This is a genomic window from Photorhabdus australis DSM 17609, from assembly GCF_000711895.1.
Classification (GTDB): Bacteria; Pseudomonadota; Gammaproteobacteria; order Enterobacterales; family Enterobacteriaceae; genus Photorhabdus; species Photorhabdus australis.
In genome coordinates, this window is sequence record NZ_JONO01000012.1 from 1 (window position 1) to 19066 (window position 19066).

24 protein-coding genes and 2 pseudogenes are annotated in these 19066 nt (G+C 39.3%); 15 read left to right on the plus strand and 11 right to left on the minus strand.

Annotated features, from left to right (window positions below):
- From BO26_RS05995 to BO26_RS23675, 7 genes are all read right to left on the minus strand, one after another.
- Positions 1-758, minus strand: a 758-nt coding sequence (locus tag BO26_RS05995) for a phage tail-collar fiber domain-containing protein (RefSeq protein ID WP_036769904.1), incomplete at its 3' end; no start/stop codon positions are given.
- The gene (locus BO26_RS06000) at positions 755-1372 is read right to left on the minus strand and encodes a phage tail protein I (protein ID WP_036769906.1); all 618 of its coding nucleotides are present in this window, start codon (positions 1370-1372) and stop codon (positions 755-757) included. The genes BO26_RS05995 and BO26_RS06000, both read right to left, overlap by 4 nt.
- A complete protein-coding gene (locus tag BO26_RS06005; RefSeq protein WP_172909988.1) occupies positions 1365-2363 on the minus strand; it encodes a baseplate J/gp47 family protein in 999 nt (332 codons plus the stop codon). Before BO26_RS06005 ends, BO26_RS06000 begins: the two co-directional genes overlap by 8 nt.
- A 13-nt stretch (positions 2364-2376) precedes the next feature.
- Entirely contained in the window at positions 2377-2718 is a 342-nt protein-coding gene (locus BO26_RS06010; protein WP_036769912.1) for a GPW/gp25 family protein, read from the minus strand.
- Positions 2718-3521: a phage baseplate assembly protein V gene (locus tag BO26_RS06015; RefSeq protein ID WP_036769916.1), complete on the minus strand. Its 804-nt coding sequence runs from the start codon at positions 3519-3521 to the stop codon at positions 2718-2720. The genes BO26_RS06010 and BO26_RS06015 overlap by 1 nt, the downstream gene beginning before the upstream one ends.
- Before the next feature lie 458 nt (positions 3522-3979).
- Positions 3980-4222, minus strand: coding sequence for a tail protein X (locus BO26_RS06020; RefSeq protein WP_036769919.1), 243 nt, complete (start codon positions 4220-4222; stop codon positions 3980-3982).
- 221 nt (positions 4223-4443) lie between these two features.
- Complete coding sequence (locus BO26_RS23675) at positions 4444-4608, minus strand: hypothetical protein (protein WP_165602848.1); 165 nt, start codon at positions 4606-4608, stop codon at positions 4444-4446.
- 396 nt (positions 4609-5004) lie between these two features.
- Here BO26_RS23675 and BO26_RS06025 point away from each other — a divergent pair, with 396 nt between their 5' ends.
- Entirely contained in the window at positions 5005-5622 is a 618-nt protein-coding gene (locus BO26_RS06025) for a phage repressor protein CI (protein ID WP_036769921.1), read from the plus strand.
- 100 nt (positions 5623-5722) lie between these two features.
- Here the strand turns inward: BO26_RS06025 and BO26_RS06030 are convergent, their stop codons facing one another.
- Positions 5723-6295, minus strand: coding sequence for a recombinase family protein (locus tag BO26_RS06030; RefSeq protein WP_036769924.1), 573 nt, complete (start codon positions 6293-6295; stop codon positions 5723-5725).
- 82 nt (positions 6296-6377) lie between these two features.
- Between BO26_RS06030 and BO26_RS06035 the strand changes: the two genes are divergently transcribed.
- A complete protein-coding gene (locus BO26_RS06035; RefSeq protein ID WP_236637350.1) occupies positions 6378-6872 on the plus strand; it encodes a phage tail protein in 495 nt (164 codons plus the stop codon).
- 167 nt (positions 6873-7039) lie between these two features.
- Here BO26_RS06035 and BO26_RS06040 read toward each other — a convergent pair whose 3' ends face one another.
- Positions 7040-7576, minus strand: a complete 537-nt coding sequence (locus tag BO26_RS06040; RefSeq protein WP_036769927.1) for a tail fiber assembly protein — start codon at positions 7574-7576, stop codon at positions 7040-7042.
- A 5-nt stretch (positions 7577-7581) separates the two neighbouring features.
- On the minus strand, positions 7582-8586 hold the full coding sequence (locus tag BO26_RS06045) for a pyocin knob domain-containing protein (protein ID WP_201771251.1): 1005 nt from the start codon (positions 8584-8586) through the stop codon (positions 7582-7584).
- Positions 8587-8649: 63 nt separating this feature from the next.
- Here BO26_RS06045 and BO26_RS24590 point away from each other — a divergent pair.
- The 13 genes and pseudogenes from BO26_RS24590 to BO26_RS06100 form a co-directional block, all read left to right on the plus strand.
- Positions 8650-8754, plus strand: a pseudogene (locus BO26_RS24590) (DNA-invertase); the annotation flags it as partial.
- A gap of 235 nt (positions 8755-8989) precedes the next feature.
- Positions 8990-10162: a phage tail sheath protein gene (locus tag BO26_RS06050; RefSeq protein WP_036769930.1), complete on the plus strand. Its 1173-nt coding sequence runs from the start codon at positions 8990-8992 to the stop codon at positions 10160-10162.
- A 10-nt stretch (positions 10163-10172) separates the two neighbouring features.
- Complete coding sequence (locus BO26_RS06055; RefSeq protein WP_036769932.1) at positions 10173-10688, plus strand: phage major tail tube protein; 516 nt, start codon at positions 10173-10175, stop codon at positions 10686-10688.
- A gap of 26 nt (positions 10689-10714) precedes the next feature.
- Positions 10715-11032, plus strand: coding sequence for a phage tail assembly protein (locus tag BO26_RS06060; RefSeq protein ID WP_036769934.1), 318 nt, complete (start codon positions 10715-10717; stop codon positions 11030-11032).
- A 14-nt stretch (positions 11033-11046) separates the two neighbouring features.
- On the plus strand, positions 11047-11166 hold the full coding sequence (locus BO26_RS21950; protein WP_201771252.1) for a GpE family phage tail protein: 120 nt from the start codon (positions 11047-11049) through the stop codon (positions 11164-11166).
- On the plus strand, positions 11159-13579 hold the full coding sequence (locus BO26_RS06065; RefSeq protein ID WP_236637351.1) for a phage tail tape measure protein: 2421 nt from the start codon (positions 11159-11161) through the stop codon (positions 13577-13579). Before BO26_RS21950 ends, BO26_RS06065 begins: the two co-directional genes overlap by 8 nt.
- A gap of 2 nt (positions 13580-13581) precedes the next feature.
- Complete coding sequence (locus BO26_RS06070; RefSeq protein WP_036769938.1) at positions 13582-14049, plus strand: phage tail protein; 468 nt, start codon at positions 13582-13584, stop codon at positions 14047-14049.
- Positions 14049-15119, plus strand: a complete 1071-nt coding sequence (locus BO26_RS06075) for a phage late control D family protein (protein ID WP_036769940.1) — start codon at positions 14049-14051, stop codon at positions 15117-15119. The genes BO26_RS06070 and BO26_RS06075 overlap by 1 nt, the downstream gene beginning before the upstream one ends.
- A 75-nt stretch (positions 15120-15194) precedes the next feature.
- Entirely contained in the window at positions 15195-15416 is a 222-nt protein-coding gene (locus BO26_RS06080) for an ogr/Delta-like zinc finger family protein (protein ID WP_036769942.1), read from the plus strand.
- A gap of 187 nt (positions 15417-15603) precedes the next feature.
- Positions 15604-16710, plus strand: coding sequence for an aspartate-semialdehyde dehydrogenase (gene asd / locus BO26_RS06085; RefSeq protein WP_036770130.1), 1107 nt, complete (start codon positions 15604-15606; stop codon positions 16708-16710).
- 223 nt (positions 16711-16933) lie between these two features.
- Positions 16934-17398, plus strand: a complete 465-nt coding sequence (locus tag BO26_RS21505; protein ID WP_051690890.1) for a DUF4225 domain-containing protein — start codon at positions 16934-16936, stop codon at positions 17396-17398.
- Positions 17399-17487: 89 nt separating this feature from the next.
- On the plus strand, positions 17488-17556 hold the full coding sequence (locus BO26_RS24505) for a hypothetical protein (protein ID WP_338049104.1): 69 nt from the start codon (positions 17488-17490) through the stop codon (positions 17554-17556).
- Between the two features lie 709 nt (positions 17557-18265).
- Entirely contained in the window at positions 18266-18583 is a 318-nt protein-coding gene (locus BO26_RS06100) for a hypothetical protein (protein WP_036769949.1), read from the plus strand.
- 40 nt (positions 18584-18623) lie between these two features.
- Here BO26_RS06100 and tssD read toward each other — a convergent pair.
- Positions 18624-19031, minus strand: a pseudogene (tssD, locus tag BO26_RS24595) (type VI secretion system tube protein TssD).
- Between the last annotated feature and the right edge of the window lie 35 nt (positions 19032-19066).

Below are 19066 nucleotides of genomic sequence, written 5' to 3' on the forward strand. Positions count from 1 at the left end.
CCATTACACTGAACCCATCCTTCTGGCGGTGTTTCAGTCGGCCAAGGAAGCGGCACACCAACCGGAATCAGCTTTTCCAATAAACCAAGGTTTTTCACAAAAGCATTTTTGTCTGGGATATCTGCACCGTTTTGGTTTTTTGCCAATTTACTATTAGCATTATCATAAGCTGCTTTTACTGCTTTGGGTGTTGCCGCTGTGGTTTCATCATTACTGTTAATTGCACTATTGAGTTTTGTAAAACCTTTCTCTGTCAACGTAGCATCTGGGTGATTGCGGCTCTTTTCATGTTTCAGAATAGAACTATCTACATATTCACGCGTTGCCAGAACTATGGAAGGATCAATTTTCAGTGTTACTGAATCAGTATTGCTGACAATTAAGATCATTCTGACAGTTTGTGTTCTACCCGAACCTTCCTGCAATTGTGGTTTATAGGTTTCCGGGCAATTTGCCACCGCAATCAAGTTACCTTCACTGTCAAACAGACCAATTTCACGCATCCACCAACCTCCCTCACCTTCAGGGATAATCTGTTCGGCAATAATTTGGTTAGTGTTTACTGGGTCAACACTCAATGTATTAATTGCGGCCCGACGTTTTTCATTGACTAGCTGTGTCTGATTAACATCGGGATCAGGTAATTTACCGCCACCATCACCAACAGCCATGTGAGTAATATCAACTTTCGTTCCCAAAGCAGCAGCATTTGCCAACTTCGCTGCTCCCAGTTTGGTTAAAATTGCAAAGTATTTCATGGTGAAACCCTCAATGTATCGGTATCGATCAAATGAATTGCAGCCCCTAAAGGAGCATTATCGCTAGTTGTGATGACGTCAGGGAGATATTGGTAAACAGTGAGGTCATCTCCAGTATAACTCGTCGCAGCGCAATAAAATTCGCCCTTAACATCCAGATTGATTGACAAACCTATCAGATGACGACTAACAGGCTTGGCATCAGAAATTAGCCGTTCCAGCTCTAAAAAAGTTTCTTCGGTAATGCCGTTTTCCTGCACCCCTATCGCTAATCGGAATGTGCCTGGTGTTTCGTTGTTCTCCCACCATTCTTTTATTTGAATGAGATAGCCTAGCGGTTCTACCACACGACGGACGGCACCAATGGTTCCCTTATGTTTATGCAGAAACATCGAGTTTTTTATAACTTCCCGCTTAGTACTCACCGACCAGTTTTCATCCCAACGATCAACCGACCACGCCCATGCGAGATAGGGTAAAAACTCTGGAGGGCAAGTGTCAGGATTCCAGAGTTTACGGAGTCGTCGTACTTCTATGTTTTGCAGTTGCGAACATGCTTTAGCAGCAGCCAACTCCAAAACGGTAGAACCTGTTGGTAACAGGCGGTCATTCATCATAACCTCCCACTATTGGATCTGGCTTAGAGCAATCAGAAGTTTGAATTTTACTCAGCTCTAATTTTTTACCAGTGCAGTAAGGAGCTTGATCTTTACACAGAATTATATCCTTCGTCGGAGCTTTCAATTCCACCTGTTTCACCCCAGTTACATGCAGTGCGGCATAGATGGCGGATAACCGAATATCTTTCCCTAACTTATGTTGGTCTAGCACGTACTTATCCATATTTTCTTGAGCTAATTTACGGATAGGCTCAGACTCAGGTGTCGGCTCAAGATAGAGCACAGCATCAATCTGATATTCTATTATTTTGGCTGGTTGCACTTTTACCCGATCAGCAACCGGTCTGACATCTTCGTCATTAAGTGCTATAACCACTTTATCCAGTAAGTCTTGTGAAGGTATACCGTTATGTGTTTCATCTTCCTTATCGTCCTTATCTTTTTCCCATATCCATTTCTGTGACAAAATAGTGACGGTTACATTAGCCGGTGATGGACTGATGACAGAAACATCCGCAACAGTTTGATATTCACCTTTACCTTTTCCGTCACCTTTATTGACACTAATACCTTCATTAACTTTAAGGGCATGATATTCATATGCACCTATCGGCCCTGCAACACTTAGTCCTTCGAAGGCTCTCTGGATACGGTTACGGAAGGTGCTATCAGGCTCCATAACGGCCCGAGTCACGTTATAGTTCGCACCTAATTGGTCTAAATCTCCATTGGTTGCATAGGCCAGCATCACTGCACGAGCCGCTTCATTTACCCGCTGACGCAATATCAATTCTCTGTAAGCATTTTCTTCCAGCAACTTAACCAGAGGTTCGGATTCCAGCTCTAGTGTTCGAGTAATAGCATCTCGTTGTTCTTCAGGATAAAGAGATATTAATTTGGCTTTACGCTCAGCCAATAGTCTTTCATAATCCAGTGGCTCTACTACATCAGGTGGTGGCAGTTGGCTTAGATCTACCAAGTCAATAGTCGGCATTGTTTTACCTCACAGGGATGGATAGAGAAAACACCCCGGGAGACAGCTGATAATGACCGGATATATCTATTGTCATTTTGCCGTCTTGTTGGGTATTTATGGTGATAGCTGTCAGATTAATTCGTGGTTCCCAGCGGCTGATAGCTGTATAACTGGCAGCCATAACTTGCAGACGTAGAGCCGCGTTTTGTGGCCAGTCAATTAATTCGGGTAGCAGAGAACCATAAGTGCGACGTTCTAAACGGCTACCTACGGGGGTTAGTAAGATATCGCTGACAGACTGGCGTACATGTTCCAAATCTGTCAGGCTACGACCGGTTTGCCGGTTCATTCCAAGATACATCATTATACTGGACCTCCTGTTGTCGCACCGCCTGCCATGACGCCGGAGTGTTGGTGAGAATGTAAGGTCACACCATTAGAACTGAGTTTTCCGCCTGTGTTTTCAACATCACCTTCTAGTTTGGTTTTTGCTTTTACAGTAAGCTCTGGTGTTTTCAGTTCAATGCTTTTGGCCACCTCAGCAGCGACTGTCAGTGCTTTCATATCAATTTGCAGTGTTTTCGTTTCGACTTTGTTGACTGATGTCAGTTCGATTGCGTTGATAGCCTCCAATTTGATTGAGTCGAGTGCCTTGAGTGAGATACTCGTTGCTTCAAGTGTTATAGAACTTGCAGCCTGCACCTTAGCAGTCTTAATACCTATTACGTTTAAGGCGCCGAATTTCGGCTCATACTCCATTACAGCCCCATCGGGGAAAGCAATATGAACAGCTTGTTCAGAACGAGGCGGTGATGCCAGAGATTGATCAGAATAAATGGCCGGTAATCCACCATCAGGAAAATCAATATGGTCAGTTTCTGTAGGGAGAGTCGATGGCTCTGGAAATTGATTAGAATAAACAGCCGGTAATACAAAGGATGTGGTCAATTCACCGCCAACAGATAATAGCAAAACTTGCTCACCACGGCTGGGAGCCCACCAAGTACGGGAATTACCCGCTCGCATTGTCAACCAAGGTCTCCAGTCAGTTTCGAGATTACCTGTCGCAATTCGACACATTCCTCGCTGAGTATCTACCTCGGTAACAACACCAGTTCTGATCAGGTTACGTAATAAGCGCAGAAGCTCTGTTAGTTGTGTATCCATATTCGGAAAAATGCCATGTTAGGTAGTTATGGGTTTATGTTTGGAAGAATGACATTAAAGGTAGCGATAGACATTAAAGGCGAATTGTAGGAAAGGTCAGACAAATTTCTTAGAAAAATAAAACTATAACAATATGAATTAAAAAGCCTTTCCCTTAGAGAGAAAGGCTTTTTAATAATCTGTAGATAGTTTTCTTGTCAACACTTAACGCAATAATCTAAGGAATTCTAATGTTGTACTGTCTAATCGTATGCTGGATATAAGATACTACAGGTAAGTTGTACAGATAATTCCTGCTCGAATGTCGAAAACAAGCAATTACACAATTTAAATTACAGTCTCGTAGATTAAGCCATACTTTTGGCAACGCTGGTAAAAATAGAGTGATAACCCTTTGAAAAAAATCAAACTAACACCACCATTAATGGTATGGCTGTCTTCACGTCCATTCGTTACCTTTAATCCCAGAGTTGCAGAATAGGTTTTGTTGCAGTTGGCATAATTTCAGGCATTTCAACTTCAGTGCCATGTGGCAGGATTACGCTATATTCAGATTCGGACAATTCCGGAAATTTTTTAAATATCAATTCAACCAATCCTGGATTAGCTTCTAAAACACGTTCAGTCATACCCTGAGTTCGGCCATAGTGGCGCCAGCACAAGGCATCAACAGTATCATTTTGCTGTGCAATTATTTTCATTAAGTACTCTCTATTACAAGAAATATTGTTAAATTAGAGTACCATGGTGTGCTAATAAAAGAGGGAAAACAATGAAACAACATTGTTAGAGCCATAGTACAAATGAAAAGCAAGAAGCCACTTTTCAGTGGCTAATTTTTCAATGCAATCATAACCAACTTAGAAACCATAGATTATTTATCATACAAAAATCCCACGTGCGTACTGTTTATTTGTCGCATTTATTCTTCACGTGTTTCGTGATAATTAATGAGTTGTTTCGTAAGTGGAGTTGATAATTCTGCAATCCAAGTCAAAGCTAGCTCTTTATCCTCAACATGATTACATTCACAGCTTGTTGCCATTCTGGCAATAAAATTAATACGTTGCGCTATTACTGATTCCATAAGAAAGTCCACTGACAAACTTACCCCCGTATAACATAACTGTATATAAGGACAGTACACGTTGATTAGACAAAATTAAAGGGATTTTTTATCTTTTTTAAGAACTATATTTGATAGTGTTAATATATTAATTATTGTTTTTATTGAAATAATTAATGATTAAAAAGGTTTCTTTCCTATCACAATTCGTTGTAATTAATAAGTTTTTTTTATTTTATTGCTTAGAAGATTTTTTCTCTTTATTTAGATTGTATAGTTTCACAAAGTATATAGATTGAAATTTAGATGCCTATGATGCAATATCCTTCATTGGATCTAATAAATTTATTTGGAATCACAATAGCTCTTAATTAGAGAGCTTTGTAGAGATGGCAAACTCACGAAACTATACTTTTGATGAAAAAAAATGTAACTGAGATAAAAATGGGTGCAGATAGTGGAGGAAAACAAGCTATCGAACGCCTTGTTAGTGCATATGGGTTTAAATCACGTCAGGCACTAAGCGACCATTTAGGTGTGTCCAAAAGCACAATGGCAAACCGGTATTTAAGAGATAGCTTTCCCGCAGATTGGGTTATTCAATGCAACCTTGAAACCAATGCTTCATTGTTATGGTTAAGCACAGGACAAGGAGACATGTTTCCTGATGGAGAAAAGAAAAAGGAATCATTAGAAAGCATTATCACTCCGACAATACAACGGGTTAAATTGGTTGGTGGAAAGTTGAACTCTGACAACCCTGTGACTTTAGATAATCAACTTATTGCCAGAGAAATAAAAAAACCTCTTATTGTAGATAACAATAACACTTGGTATTTGCTAGATACAGCAGAACCTGATATTCAGGATGGTTTATGGTTAATTGATATTGAAGGGATGCATAGCATTAAAAAGATCACAAAAATTCCGGTCGGTAAAATTAGGGTATGTGATAATGATGTGGCCTTTGATTGTGCAATTGATGAAATTAACTTCATTGGTCGAATTTACCTGATGATTTCTAAGTACCGATAATTTTTTCTATTGTTGATAAATTAATTTTTTCAGATGTGTAAATCCATGCTTGATGGCAATCTGTTATCTAAGTAAACGTTAGTTAGCTGAACCTAAAATATTAAGTTGATCGGTAATCTGTTTTATTTACAGGAAAATATTTATATATCGTGGATAACGATGTGTTGTAGATCAATGATAATTGTTTCCGCGAGTGGCCTTTAGCCAGCAATCTTGCGGCTTGTTGCTGTTCAGCAAATGAGAATGATACAGGTCTGCCACCTATTCTTCCCTGAGCACGAGCAGCTATTAATCCTGCATTTGTCCTTTCAACTATCAATTCTCGTTCCATCTCAGCCAGTGCACTCATAACATGAAAGAAAAATCGTCCCATAGAGGTGCTGGTATCAATACTATCAGTCAGGCTTTGAAAATGAACACCACGTTCACTTAAATCAGAAATTAAAGTAACCATATTTTTTACGCTACGTCCCAGTCTATCTAGTTTCCAAACAACTAAAGTATCTCCTTTTTTAAGCTGCTTTAAAGCTCGTTTTAAACCTGGTCTATTGGCTGTTTTTCCACTGATTTTATCCTCAAAGATCCGCTCACAATTTATACTTATAAGAGCGTTTCGCTGTAAATCACTGTTTTGGTCATTTGTTGACACCCTGATATAGCCAATCTTTGCCATGTTTGATCCTGTTTAATACCAATATGAGACTATTATTGTAGAAATTATCACGGATTAGAGAATTTTAAAAAACCTTGGTTTGGTGGAAAAGCTAATCCCGGTTGGTGTGCCACTTCCTTGGCCGACTGAGATACCCCCAAAAGGATGGCTAAAATGTAACGGTGCTGCTTTTGATAAGTCTCTATATCCAAAATTAGCTGAGATTTACCCTGGTGGTAATTTACCGGATTTACGAGGGGAATTTATCCGCGGCTGGGATGATGGAAGAAAAGTCGATAATAATCGAACTATATTGTCTCAGCAACAAGCAACAATTATCAGAACAGCCATGGTAGATTATAATAATGATGACACTATCGATGCTAATGCAATTATTGGTCTTGCGTTTGGTAATGAAGATTCTATTAGAGAAGTTATAGCTAATGAACTTAAACAACCTGATGGTTCTAATATGCCTAGTCATTTTTATGACAATGGCTTATCATCGAAAGTAATAACAAATATTATCCGTCCCAGATTCGCAATAACTATTCGTCCACGTAATATTGCATTTAATTATATCGTAATGGCAGCATGATGATAGTGAAATATATCTTAAACTACGAATTAATCATGTTAAATAAAGCCATAACAGTCAATAAATATCGATATTTTTAAATATATCATAATGTTGATTGTATCTAAAAATAAAATTATAATAAAGTTATTAAGACCGGAAAATTTTCTATTTCCGGTCTTTTTCAGTTATGATAATGGCTGAATTGGCCAGACAATTTCTGGTGCTGTCGAAATGTCAATTCGATTAAGCATTATTCGGTATTTTTTCCATTCCAATAGAGTATTCTTTTCTTCTTCAGAAGCTACATTTAAATCAATGGCATCTTGTAATGGAACTGTAATATTATTAGCTTTAACTAGCAACTGAATTCTATCATATTCTGCTTTCTTAGTTAATTCTTCTTTAGTTGCAACATAAGGAAATATTTTCTTACCATCAAATACCCATTTTTCATTGGTGTTTTCGTCAAACTCTTTAGGTACATCATTCTTATTAATTTCTGCAACAGAAAAACCAAGAGGTGCAAATTTAGATACATCAGTCGTTATTGCACGAATGAGACCATTAGCATCATACATAATCTTTAGTGTTTCCGTTGAGAATCGATTTTGAGATGTATACCAATCATTACCTTGCTTATCCTGAAGATAAAGTACAAACTGCACAGGGTCTTCACTGTCAGGTATATATTGCTCAAATGGGCCAAGATTTACCAAATTCATTATTTTTATCCTCGTATAATAGTGATCCATTGACCATTTTTAAGAAATTGAATGGGACTCCAATATAACGTCTCAGCGGAATAATCCCTGTCTCTATTATAAAACCCAGTTAACACATTAGGGCCGTGATATTCCAATACACCACCCGCTCCTATTTGTACTTCAGCACCAAGACGGATGTTAGTGATGTAAAGACTATTGCATTCTTCTTTTGTATATGCTCCCAAGTTTCCAACAGAGGGGGGATTTGATGTATTATATTCCCTGGTCCAAGGAGTCCATGGTAAATCATGATATTGGCTGCGTGTATATACCCGGCTGCTATTATAAATAAAATAGCGTTGAATGATTCCAGCAGCTTTCAACACAATAAGCGAACCAGCAAGTTGTTCAGGGTAATTAGCACCATTTTGAGCATGAATATTATAATCTTGATAATAAACACCTGGTGTTTTGTAATCGTCTAAATTTGCTTTATCACCTAAATAAATAGCTTGACTATTAAAGATATCTTGAGAAGTAATATCGATATCTCCAGATAAAGCCTTCCCATTTATCTTACGGATTCCTGTAATATATCGAAAATCGGATTCCGTTTGTGTATACACTCCAATATCTCCGGCAGTCGGTTTATTCAGTGTATTATATTCCCTGGTCCAAGGAGTCCATGGTAAATCATGATATTGGCTGCGTGTATATATCCGACTGCTATTATAAACAAAATAGCGTTGAATAATTCCCGCGGTTTTCAACACAATAAGCGAACCAGCCAGAGGTTCAGGATAGTTGGTACCCGTTTCTGCTGAAGCATTAGCATATTGAACATAAACTCCTGGTGTTTTGTAATCATCCAGATTGATTTTCTCAGGGATAGCTATCGCCTGCCCATCAAAAATATCCTGAGAAGTAATATTGATATCCCCAGCCAACACCTTTCCGTTCACTTTCCTGCTATTAGGTACTGCATTTTTCGCTAAATTTACTGTTTCCAATAAACCAAGATTTTTCAAAACTCACTATGCTGTGAAATATCCGAAAGAATAGTCTCTTATTAGCACTCGGCAGGGTTACATGTGGGAAAAATTAGCTATATTCGGGTGTCAACAAATGACCAGAACGGTGATTTACAGAGAAATATGTTGATATGTATAAATTACAATCTATTTTTGCAGGAAAAATCTGTAAAAAAAACAATTGATAAGCAGAGGTAAAAATTCCCAACAATAAGAAATATGCATTGACTTATAGAAGCTCCATTTCCTGCTATCTATAAAACACTTACATTTAAATTCTTAGATAAAACAATAAATTAACCAACCTGATTTGTATCATCTGCCATACATTTCTAATCGAATGATTTAATAACTTGGATACCTCAACATAGCGGGACACCTTAATAGGAGAACCGCTAATATGGCACAAGATTATCATCATGGCGTCCGTGTACAGGAAATTAACGAAGGTACACGCACCATCACCACAATTAGCACAGCTATTGTTGGTATGGTCTGTACTGGCCCTAAAGCAGACGCAGAAGCTTTTCCATTAAATACCCCGGTTTTGATTACTGATGTTTCTATGGCAATTGGCAAAGCGGGTGATGCCGGCACATTGCCTCAGGCACTCAAAGCTATCGCAGACCAGGCTAAACCCGTTACTGTTGTTGTCCGTGTAGAACAAGGTGAAACGGAAGGTGATACCACCACTAACATCATTGGTACTACGACGAGTGAAGGTAAGAAAACTGGCATGCAGGCATTGTTGGCAGCACAAGGTCAATTAGGTGTGAAGCCACGTATTCTGGGGGTTCCTGGGCTGGATACAAAAGCTGTTGCTGTTGAACTGGCGAGTATTGCACAAAAACTAAGAGCAATGGCTTATATCAGTGCTTATGGTTGTAAGAATAAAGAAGAAGTTGCTGAATATCGTAAAAACTTCGGTCAGCGAGAAGTGATGCTGATTTGGCCTGATTTCTTGAGTTGGGACACTGTTTCCAAAAAAGAAGCTACCGCCTATGCTACTGCCCGTGCACTGGGCTTGCGGGCAAAAATTGATGAAGAAACCGGTTGGCATAAAACGCTGTCAAACATCGGTGTCAATGGTGTGACTGGTATTTCAGCAGACGTATTTTGGGATCTTCAAGATCCAGCAACTGATGCTGGTTATCTAAATGAAAAGGGTATCACGACACTTATCCGCAAGAACGGATTCCGTTTCTGGGGTTCCCGTACCTGTGCTGATGATCCATTGTTCCAGTTCGAAAGTTACACCCGTACTGCTCAGGTACTGGCTGATACCATGGCGGAAGCACATATGTGGGCAATCGATAAGCCACTGACTGCTTCACTAGTACGAGACATTATCGAAGGTGTTAACGCCAAATTCCGTGAATTGAGGTCCGGGGGGTACATCATTGATGGCCAGTGCTGGTACGACGAAAATGCCAATGATAAAGACACCCTGAAAGCGGGTAAATTGACCCTCGATTACGACTACACACCTGTACCACCACTGGAAAACATGATGTTACGCCAGCGTATTACAGATCGTTACCTGATGGATTTCGCGAAAAGCATAAACGGCTAAGGGGACACAGATGGCATTACCTCGCAAACTTAAATACTTGAACTTGTTTAATGACGGCAATAGTTATCAGGGAATAGTGGAAGAACTTATTCTGCCTAAGCTGAGTCGTAAACTGGAAACCTATCGTGGCGGTGGAATGAACGGTAGCGCGACGGTGGACTTGGGTTTGGATGAAGGTGCATTGGATGTTGAATTTACTCTGGGAGGTATGGAAGCTCAGCATTATCGGCAGTGGGGAATAACTAAAGCCGACGGCGTAATGTTGCGTTTTGCGGGTTCCTACCAGCGCGATGATACCAATGATGTGATTGCTGTTGAAATTGTGATGCGTGGCCGCTTCCATGAGTTTGACCATGGTACTTATAAGCAAGGGGATAACACCCAGACCAAAATCAGTGCTAAAAACACCTATTTCAAACTGACGTGGGATGGTGAAGTTCTGATCGAAGTGGATACCGTTAACATGGTTGAAGTTGTTAATGGTGAGGATCGTCTGGCAGATCATCGCCGCGCTATGGGTCTTTAATCTAATCGGATAAACAAGGTTGAACCATGACAGAAACACTCATTACTCAAAACGACGAGCAGCGCACAATCGTATTAGAAGAACCACTTGCACGTGGTAATAGCAACATCACTGAAGTGGTGGTGCGCAAACCTAACAGTGGAGCGCTGCGTGGTGCTCGGCTACAGGCTTTGCTGGAGATGGATGTGGACTCAATGATGTTAGTTTTGCCACGTGTTACCACTCCTGCTCTCACTAAAAGCGACCTGTTGGCAATGACACCCGGCGATCTGATTAATCTCAGTGTTGAGGTGGTCAATTTTTTGTTACCGAAGTCGGCGAAGTCCGGTTTCCAGGCCGACTAACTGTAGATGACTTGGTGGCAGATATTGCCACCGTTTTCCACTGGTCTCCGGCAGTGACAAGTGAAATGTCACTGCCGGAATTACTGGACTGGCGACATCGGGCCATCTTACGAAGTGGTGCAGAAAATGAGTAATACACAGTTACAGCTTAAATTGGTAATACAGTCCGTTAATAAGCTGACCAGCGTCTTGAAATCCGCACAGCAAAATAATAAAAGGTTGGCGGATTCCATCCGGCAAAACCGTGGTGAACTCAAGCAGTTAAATCAGACTTGGGAAGCAATTAAACCTTATTCTGCTCCTGAATATGCGCAGGAAACTGCGCAACCCAGTAGCAACAAAGAAGAAAATCGTAGTGAAAGCCGTTATAGCAAAGTAAAAGATTTGCGTGATCGTATTAGCCAACATGGCGCTAATGCGAAGTTGGTAGGCGTTAAGATAATGACAACCAGTAAAAACTTTCTGATGCCGGGTTATGATCTTAATGCTCAGATGTCTAAAATTCAGGCACAAACTAATATTGAAAAAAACTCTCCTGAATACACTATGTTGCTCAACCAAAGCCGTGAGTTGAGTAAAAGCACCGGGGTTGCTGCCAGTCAGATTGCACAGGGACAGAGCCTTTATGCATCCAAGGGTTATTCCCCTGATAAGATAAAGAATATGATGCCCGGTACGGTATTAATGTCGCAGGCAAGTGGTACAGATTTTGCTGAAGTGGTTGATATTATTACTAATGTATTGGAAGGATTCAAATTACAATCCGAAGAGATGAGCCATATTAGTGATGTTTTAACAGCAACATTCACTGGTTCAAAAACGACGTTGGCGACATTGGGTGACACCATGAAATTTGTCGCTCCGACAGCGACTTCTTTGGGGATTGATATTGAAACCGTTGCAGCAGCGATAAGAAAGCTGAGTGACACCAATATACAAGGAAGTGAAGCTGGAGAGATTCTGAATAGTGTGCTGGAACGGTTGGCTGAACCACCTAAAGCTGCTGCTACTGCATTGGAAAAACTTAATATTAAAACTCGTGATGCTAAAGGTAATTTACGCCAATTACCCGATATCCTCGTTGAACTGGATGATAAAACTCGCTCAATGAGCAGCAAACAACGTACAAGTTATTTCACCGCAATTGGTGGTGAAAAGGCCGCACCTGCTTTGGATGTGTTGGTAAATCAGGCAGGGCAGGGAGGATTGCAAGCTTTTATCGCTAAATTAAAAAATGTTCAAGGGGAATCCCAAAAAGTTGCATCAGCAATGACGAATAGCCTTACCGGTGATATTCAAAAGCTTAATGCCGCGTGGAGTTATCTGGGCGTTCAGACATTTTCCGGTGTAGAAGGTCCTTTGAGAGAAGTCACTCAGCAAGTGACAAATGTTGTTAATAAAGTAAGTGAATGGATGAAAGCTAATCCTCGGCTGGCTGCAATGCTTGCGACTATCACGATGGCTATCGGAGGGATGTTAACTGTTTTTGGTGCATTAGCGCAGGTGATAGCTTCAGTATTACTTCCATTAGCTGTAGCGAAATATAGTCTTATTCTCTTTGGAAGCACTGGTGTGAGAGCGTTTGGATTAGTTGGAAATGCTCTGAAAGTGTTGGGAAGTACCATGATGATCGTTGGTCGTCTGATGATGGCTAACCCAATCCTCGCTATTGTTGGTTTGATTTCTATGGCGGCTGTTTATATTTGGCAAAATTGGGAAACGTTGGGGCCGAAATTTTCTCAGCTTTGGGAAAATATTAAAATCAGCTGGAGTGAGAAATGGGAATCAATTAAACAGAGTGCGTTGCAAATCTGGGAGAATATTAAAACTAATATAAGTAATGCCTGGGAATTAGTTAAACAAAATACATTGGATATCTGGGAGAATATTAAAATATCGATCTCGGATAAATGGAATGAAATTATTAATGATGTAATGAATCTGCCCAGTAAATTTAAAGAGGTTGGTACAGCGATAATTAACAGTTTGTTGGAAGGGATTAATGAAAAATGGGAGGCATTGAAAAATAAACTGACTTCATTGTCTGAGTATATCCCTGATTGGATGAGGCCAAGGGAAGATATTGCAAAAGGTGCCGGTAATAACATGGCTCCTAATGTCAGTTCGGTTCTGCCTAAACACGACAAAGGTGGAATTATTCCTGTTGGTGGATTTGGTATTGTTGGTGAATATGGACCGGAGATTGTAACTGGCCCTGTTAATATTATTAGTCGACGTCAGACGGCTAAACTTGCAGCCGCTGCTGCGTTTTCTTTAAGTGTAATGGCGCCTTCTGCGGCAGCCAGAACAGCACCGTTGCATATTCAGAGTTTACCTGTTCAGGCGTATCCACAGATTCAGGAGAAAACAGAGAAGCGCCAGGTACAGTACCTTAGTGAATCCCCGGTCTATCATATAAATATCTATGGCGCTCCAGAGCAGTCTGCGCAGGATATCGCTGCAATGGTTAGGCGCGAACTGGATGATCGGGATCGTAAACAGCAAGCTCGTTTACGCAGTTCATTCTCTGATAGAGGAGAATTCTAATTATGATGGCAGCACTGGGTTTATTTGTTTTTATGTTGAAAACCACGCCATATCAGAGTCTGCAATATCAGCAGTCATGGAGACATGCTTTTAACAGCCGTATCGGACTTCGGCCTGCCGGGCAATTTCTGGGGCCGGATAACGACACAATGATACTTTCAGGCTCGTTATATCCAGAAATTACTGGTGGTCGTTTATCATTGGTGGCTCTACAGGTTATGGCTGATAGCGGTAAAGCCTGGTCCTTTATAGATGGTAGTGGTACGGTTTACGGCATGTTTATCATTGAGAGTATCGATCAGACAAAAACGGAACTTATGTCGAATGGTGCTGCTCGCAAAATTGATTTTACTTTGAAATTGCGGCGAGTTGATAGTTCCTTGGGTGAAATGTTCGGTGATCTTCAGAACCAGTTCTCCATGCTTACAGAAAATTTGGTGGGTAGAGTCAAAGAAAGAGGTATTGGATGATGTCTGAATTTGACAGGGTTCCAGAAAAAGGCAGTGCACCGGGATTTCTTCTGGAAATTGATAATAAAGATATCAGCGGGCGCATTCAATCGCGCCTGATATCACTGACGATGACGGATAATCGCGGTTTTGAGGCCGATCAGCTTGATATTGAACTGGATGATGCAGATGGAAGCTTGATGTTACCTTCTCGAGGTAATGTGATTTCATTGGCATTAGGGTGGCGTGATCAGCCCCTTATCGATAAGGGACGTTTTACTGTGGATGAAGTTGAGCACAGTGGAACACCGGATAAATTAACTATCCGTGCCCGTAGTGCTGATTTTCGTGAATCTCTCAATATGAGACGTGAAGTATCTTATCATGAGAAAACGATAGGTGAGATTGTCCAGACTATTGCTGCCAGAAATAATCTTACCGCTGATTTGCATAAGGATATAGCGAAGGTATTTATTAATCATATCGATCAGACAAATGAGTCTGATGGCAGCTTTCTTACCCGGTTGGCAAATCAGGAAGGGGCAATTGCCTCAGTAAAAAATGGCAAATTGATATTTATTCGGCAAGGGCAGAACAAAACAGCTAGCGGTCAAGTTATCTCTGCATTAGTGATCACTCGTCGGTTAGGGGACAGCCATAATTTTACTCTGTCTGATCGTGAGGCTTATACCGGCGTGGTGGCAAATTGGTTGGATACCCGTAAACCGGAGAAAAAACACATTTTGGTAGTTCAACGAGGTACTGGTAGCTCAAAATCATATTTGATTGGTAGTAAGGATAATGTACTGGAGCTTTCCCGTGTTTATGCTGATGAAGCCAGCGCTAAGCGTGCTGCCAAAGCTACTTGGGAAAAAATACAACGTGGTACGGCGACATTTTCAATTCAACTAGCTCAAGGACGTGCAGATCTTTACCCCGAAGTACCGATAAAAGTCATTGGCTTTAAACCTGAAATAGATGAAACAGAATGGACGTTAACAAAAGTTACTCACACGATGAATGGATCGAGCGGTGGTTTTACAACGGCGCTGACTCTGGAATTAAAAATTGATGATCTCGATATGAAATAATTATTCTTTAAATAAGACCTTGTTGCTATATTGTTCGCGAAATGAGACTTCATGTTTTAGTTAAGGGTAAGAAATATGATCAAGTGTCCTCTTTGTGGTAAAGCTGCTCATGCACGCAGCAGCTTTGAGCATTCCAGTCAGACAAAAGAACGTTACAACCAGTGCCAAAATATTAATTGTGGAGCAACCTTCGTCAGTCATGAAACATTTGTTCGCTTTATTTCCAAGCCGGGTGAAGTGGTCAGTGTGAAACCACATCCCAAAGAAAAGTCTAAAACTCAGTTGAATTTAGCTTGAAGAGTCACAAGTTAGCTGTAAATGTTTGCCACCGATAGGTGGCTTTTTATTGTATTTCCGATTTTCTATAACATGACTAAATATCTTATGAATAGCTAATAAATTCACTTGCGTCTCCGGCTATATTTTGTCAGCTTTAGTGCAATCAGAATTTCTGAACAACACTCACCAAGGCAGGACAATAATGATGAAAAATGTGGGTTTTATCGGCTGGCGCGGTATGGTTGGCTCCGTATTAATGCAACGTATGGTTGAAGAGAGGGATTTTGATGCTATTCGCCCCGTATTCTTTACAACATCACAACACGGACAGCCGGCTCCTGATTTTACTGGCCAACAAGGTACATTACAGAATGCTTTCGATATCGAAGCCCTTGGTGCTTTGGATATTATTATTAGTTGCCAGGGTGGAGATTATACTAATGAAATTTATCCAAAGTTAAGAGCAACAGGTTGGCAGGGATATTGGATTGATGCAGCTTCAGCGTTGCGTATGAATGATGATTCCATCATTATTCTTGATCCGGTTAACCATGTTCATATTCAGGAAGGTCTTAATAAGGGTATAAAAACTTTTGTTGGTGGTAATTGCACCGTTAGCCTAATGTTGATGTCTTTGGGCGGTTTGTTTGCCAATGATTTGGTTGAATGGGCTTCTGTTGCAACTTATCAGGCTGCTTCTGGTGCGGGTGCTCGCCATATGCGTGAACTTCTGGTGCAGATGGGAGCTTTACATACCCAGGTAGCAAAAGAGCTGCAAGATCCGGCATCGGCTATTTTGGATATTGAAAGAAAAGTAACGGATTTCACTCGTAGCGGAGTTATGCCAACTGAGCAATTTGGTGTACCGTTGGCTGGTAGTTTGATTCCGTGGATTGATAAACAACTTGATAACGGCCAAAGCCGTGAAGAGTGGAAAGGGCAGGCAGAGACTAATAAGATCCTCAATACCGGTAATAACATCATTACTGTTGATGGCTTGTGTGTGCGTATCGGGGCGCTGCGTTGCCATAGTCAGGCATTTACTCTGAAATTGAAAAAAGATATTTCGATTCCTGAAATTGAGCAATTACTGGCTGCGCATAATGACTGGGTTCGTGTTATTCCAAATGATCGTGAATTAAGTATGAGCGAATTGACCCCCGCAGCCGTAACCGGAACTTTGAATACTCCTGTAGGGCGTTTACGTAAACTGAATATGGGGCCTGAGTATTTGTCTGCTTTTACTGTCGGTGACCAATTGTTGTGGGGAGCCGCAGAGCCTCTGCGTCGTATGCTACGTATATTAGATTAATTATTTTAATGTATTTTCTTTGTGAAAATCCACTCGTTATTCGGGTGGATTTCTCTATATAGTATTCAATGGTTCTATTCATTGTTTCTTTATTGGTTTATTTTTGTTATGTTATATAAGTTATGTTAATGATTTTTTTGGTTTGAAAATAAAAAATTGGTCTTATAGGGGGAGATATAAAGCAAGATAACCTACTGGATTTAAAGGTAAGGAATTAAGAGAGTTGGCGAAAACTTTATCTTTTCGCTATCTAACTCATAGTAAAATAAGAATGGACTTTAATTCAAAAATAAATCTTTTTGTAGAGGATATACTAGGTCAGGTTCGTATTCACTGTTTATCTTCAAATGGTGCAATTGAGATTATTCAGTTTGAAATAGATCACTTAAAAGAACAAGCTTTCTATTTGACAGCAAACAGAGTAAAGCAATATGCAATAATTGAAAGGGAAAAAGAGAAATCAAGTTATACTAATCTTATATTAAAACAGATCGGGTTTGTTGGTGGTGGTACTCAAATTCTTGCAGGTTATACAGTCTGTAAAGCTTCTTTAGGGTTAGCGTGTGCCTCATTCGGTGCGCCATTAATGGCTCATGGGTATAATAATGTTGTTGAAAGTGGATATGATTTACTGTACAGAGAAAATATTAATGGTGGTGTTAGGGACGGATATAGGTATGGTTGCTAATAAAATTGGTTTAAGTGATAAAGATGCAGATATTACTTATGCAAAGGTTGATTTAGCACTTTCAGGTTAGTGGCATTTTTAGAAAAGTTTTGAAGCCAAGAGAGAAATCTTGGAGTTTATTTAGAAATATTAATAGCGATTTTACCAGAGGATGGTAAGAAATGGATTCTTTAAGCTTAAGTATGGAAATGGCGGTTGATGGTGTTACTCTTTGGAGTATTTATAAGATAACAGAAGAAGAGAAATAATATGGGTAAGGAACTAATTATATCTAAATTCGGTTATTCCTTGATTCCACCATTTAGGTTTTTAAATTTAAATGATGAGGTAATAAGAATAGGTGCGGTTATATTTTCAATTTTAATCATGATAATGTTTCCAAGGAAGTTTAAATATTCACACTGACCTTTAATGGTAATAACTATGAATTATATTGATGTTACAATTTCCACTCAATCTACTTGGCAGGATATTTTTCTGTACTATCTTTTATCGTTAACGCTTTTGTTTTTTCTTTTTTTCATGAAAATTACTATAGAGAAAAGACGAAGCTATATTCTCTCTGTTCTTGGGTTTTTTATTATAGTAATGTTGGGTTCAATTCAATTGTTTATTGTGAAATATGGTGGTTATCATGAGATTATATCAATGTTTATTAATTTAAATAGTGAGGTAATTAGAGTGGGTAGTGTGATTTTTTCTATTTTATATGCCTGCATGTTACCAAAAAAATATTGAAATTAGTTTTAGATTAGATGATTGTGAAATGAATTTGTTAATGGATAGAATAAGCTTATAATAACTATCTAATTACTGAAAAAATCATAATATGTTTGTTGAGTATTTGTTGATTAAGATAGAAAAAATATGGATTATATCGATGTTATAATTTCTACCAAACCAACTTGGTGGGATATTTCTCTTTGTTACATTATGTCTTTAGTTGTTTTTATCTCATTTTATTTTATAAAAAAGATTGTGGACAAAAAAGGTAATTATATTTTGTCTGTTTTTGTTTCTATTTTAATAATTATATTTGGTTATATACAATTATTTGTTGTTGGCCTTAATGAGTACCATGATTTTATATCGAAATTCATTAATTTAAATAGTGAAGAGATTAAAATAGGAAGTATGATATTCTCTATTTTATATGTTTTGGTCCTACCGAAAAAAGTTCGTTAATGAAACAAGGCGTGAAATTAAAACGCCTTGTTTCAATTATTTAATAAATTCTGTCATCCAAAATACTATAACCACCAGTACCTGCGATAAGGTGATTCCAGGTAATGTTTGTATATTTTAACGAAATACTTTCCTGTGGTGGAAGCTCATTATGATTCAATGAATGCGGATGTAAAACACTTATTTCAGTGTTTATGGCACCAGTGATTTTTATATTGTAATAACGTTCTTGAGCACCATTTGAGTTATACCTGTTATCTTTTAAGTTGCCTCTTTGTTGGCTGCACTCACTCACCCCAGTCACATAGTTTGCAATGCTCCCGGGGATTCACTCCCTTGCCGCCGCGATGCAACTTGAAATCCATAGGGTATAAACTAATATCTGATCAAGATGGTTTGCTGGATATTTATTACCAATAGAATCAACAGAAGAACATCCAGCAGATATTAATCCCTGTTTTTTCCCTTTATTGTCATTTAAAT

Coding starts and splice junctions, on each gene's coding strand:
- BO26_RS06000 (WP_036769906.1), bottom strand. CDS start 1,372: ATGAATGACCGCCTGTTACCAACAGGTTCTACCGTTTTGGAGTTGGCT.
- BO26_RS06010 (WP_036769912.1), bottom strand. CDS start 2,718: ATGATGTATCTTGGAATGAACCGGCAAACCGGTCGTAGCCTGACAGAT.
- BO26_RS06015 (WP_036769916.1), bottom strand. CDS start 3,521: ATGGATACACAACTAACAGAGCTTCTGCGCTTATTACGTAACCTGATC.
- BO26_RS06020 (WP_036769919.1), bottom strand. CDS start 4,222: ATGAAAATAATTGCACAGCAAAATGATACTGTTGATGCCTTGTGCTGG.
- BO26_RS23675 (WP_165602848.1), bottom strand. CDS start 4,608: ATGGAATCAGTAATAGCGCAACGTATTAATTTTATTGCCAGAATGGCA.
- BO26_RS06025 (WP_036769921.1), top strand. CDS start 5,005: ATGAAAAAAAATGTAACTGAGATAAAAATGGGTGCAGATAGTGGAGGA.
- BO26_RS06030 (WP_036769924.1), bottom strand. CDS start 6,295: ATGGCAAAGATTGGCTATATCAGGGTGTCAACAAATGACCAAAACAGT.
- BO26_RS06040 (WP_036769927.1), bottom strand. CDS start 7,576: ATGAATTTGGTAAATCTTGGCCCATTTGAGCAATATATACCTGACAGT.
- BO26_RS06050 (WP_036769930.1), top strand. CDS start 8,990: ATGGCACAAGATTATCATCATGGCGTCCGTGTACAGGAAATTAACGAA.
- BO26_RS06055 (WP_036769932.1), top strand. CDS start 10,173: ATGGCATTACCTCGCAAACTTAAATACTTGAACTTGTTTAATGACGGC.
- BO26_RS06060 (WP_036769934.1), top strand. CDS start 10,715: ATGACAGAAACACTCATTACTCAAAACGACGAGCAGCGCACAATCGTA.
- BO26_RS06065 (WP_236637351.1), top strand. CDS start 11,159: ATGAGTAATACACAGTTACAGCTTAAATTGGTAATACAGTCCGTTAAT.
- BO26_RS06070 (WP_036769938.1), top strand. CDS start 13,582: ATGATGGCAGCACTGGGTTTATTTGTTTTTATGTTGAAAACCACGCCA.
- BO26_RS06075 (WP_036769940.1), top strand. CDS start 14,049: ATGTCTGAATTTGACAGGGTTCCAGAAAAAGGCAGTGCACCGGGATTT.
- BO26_RS06080 (WP_036769942.1), top strand. CDS start 15,195: ATGATCAAGTGTCCTCTTTGTGGTAAAGCTGCTCATGCACGCAGCAGC.
- asd (WP_036770130.1), top strand. CDS start 15,604: ATGAAAAATGTGGGTTTTATCGGCTGGCGCGGTATGGTTGGCTCCGTA.
- BO26_RS06100 (WP_036769949.1), top strand. CDS start 18,266: ATGGATTATATCGATGTTATAATTTCTACCAAACCAACTTGGTGGGAT.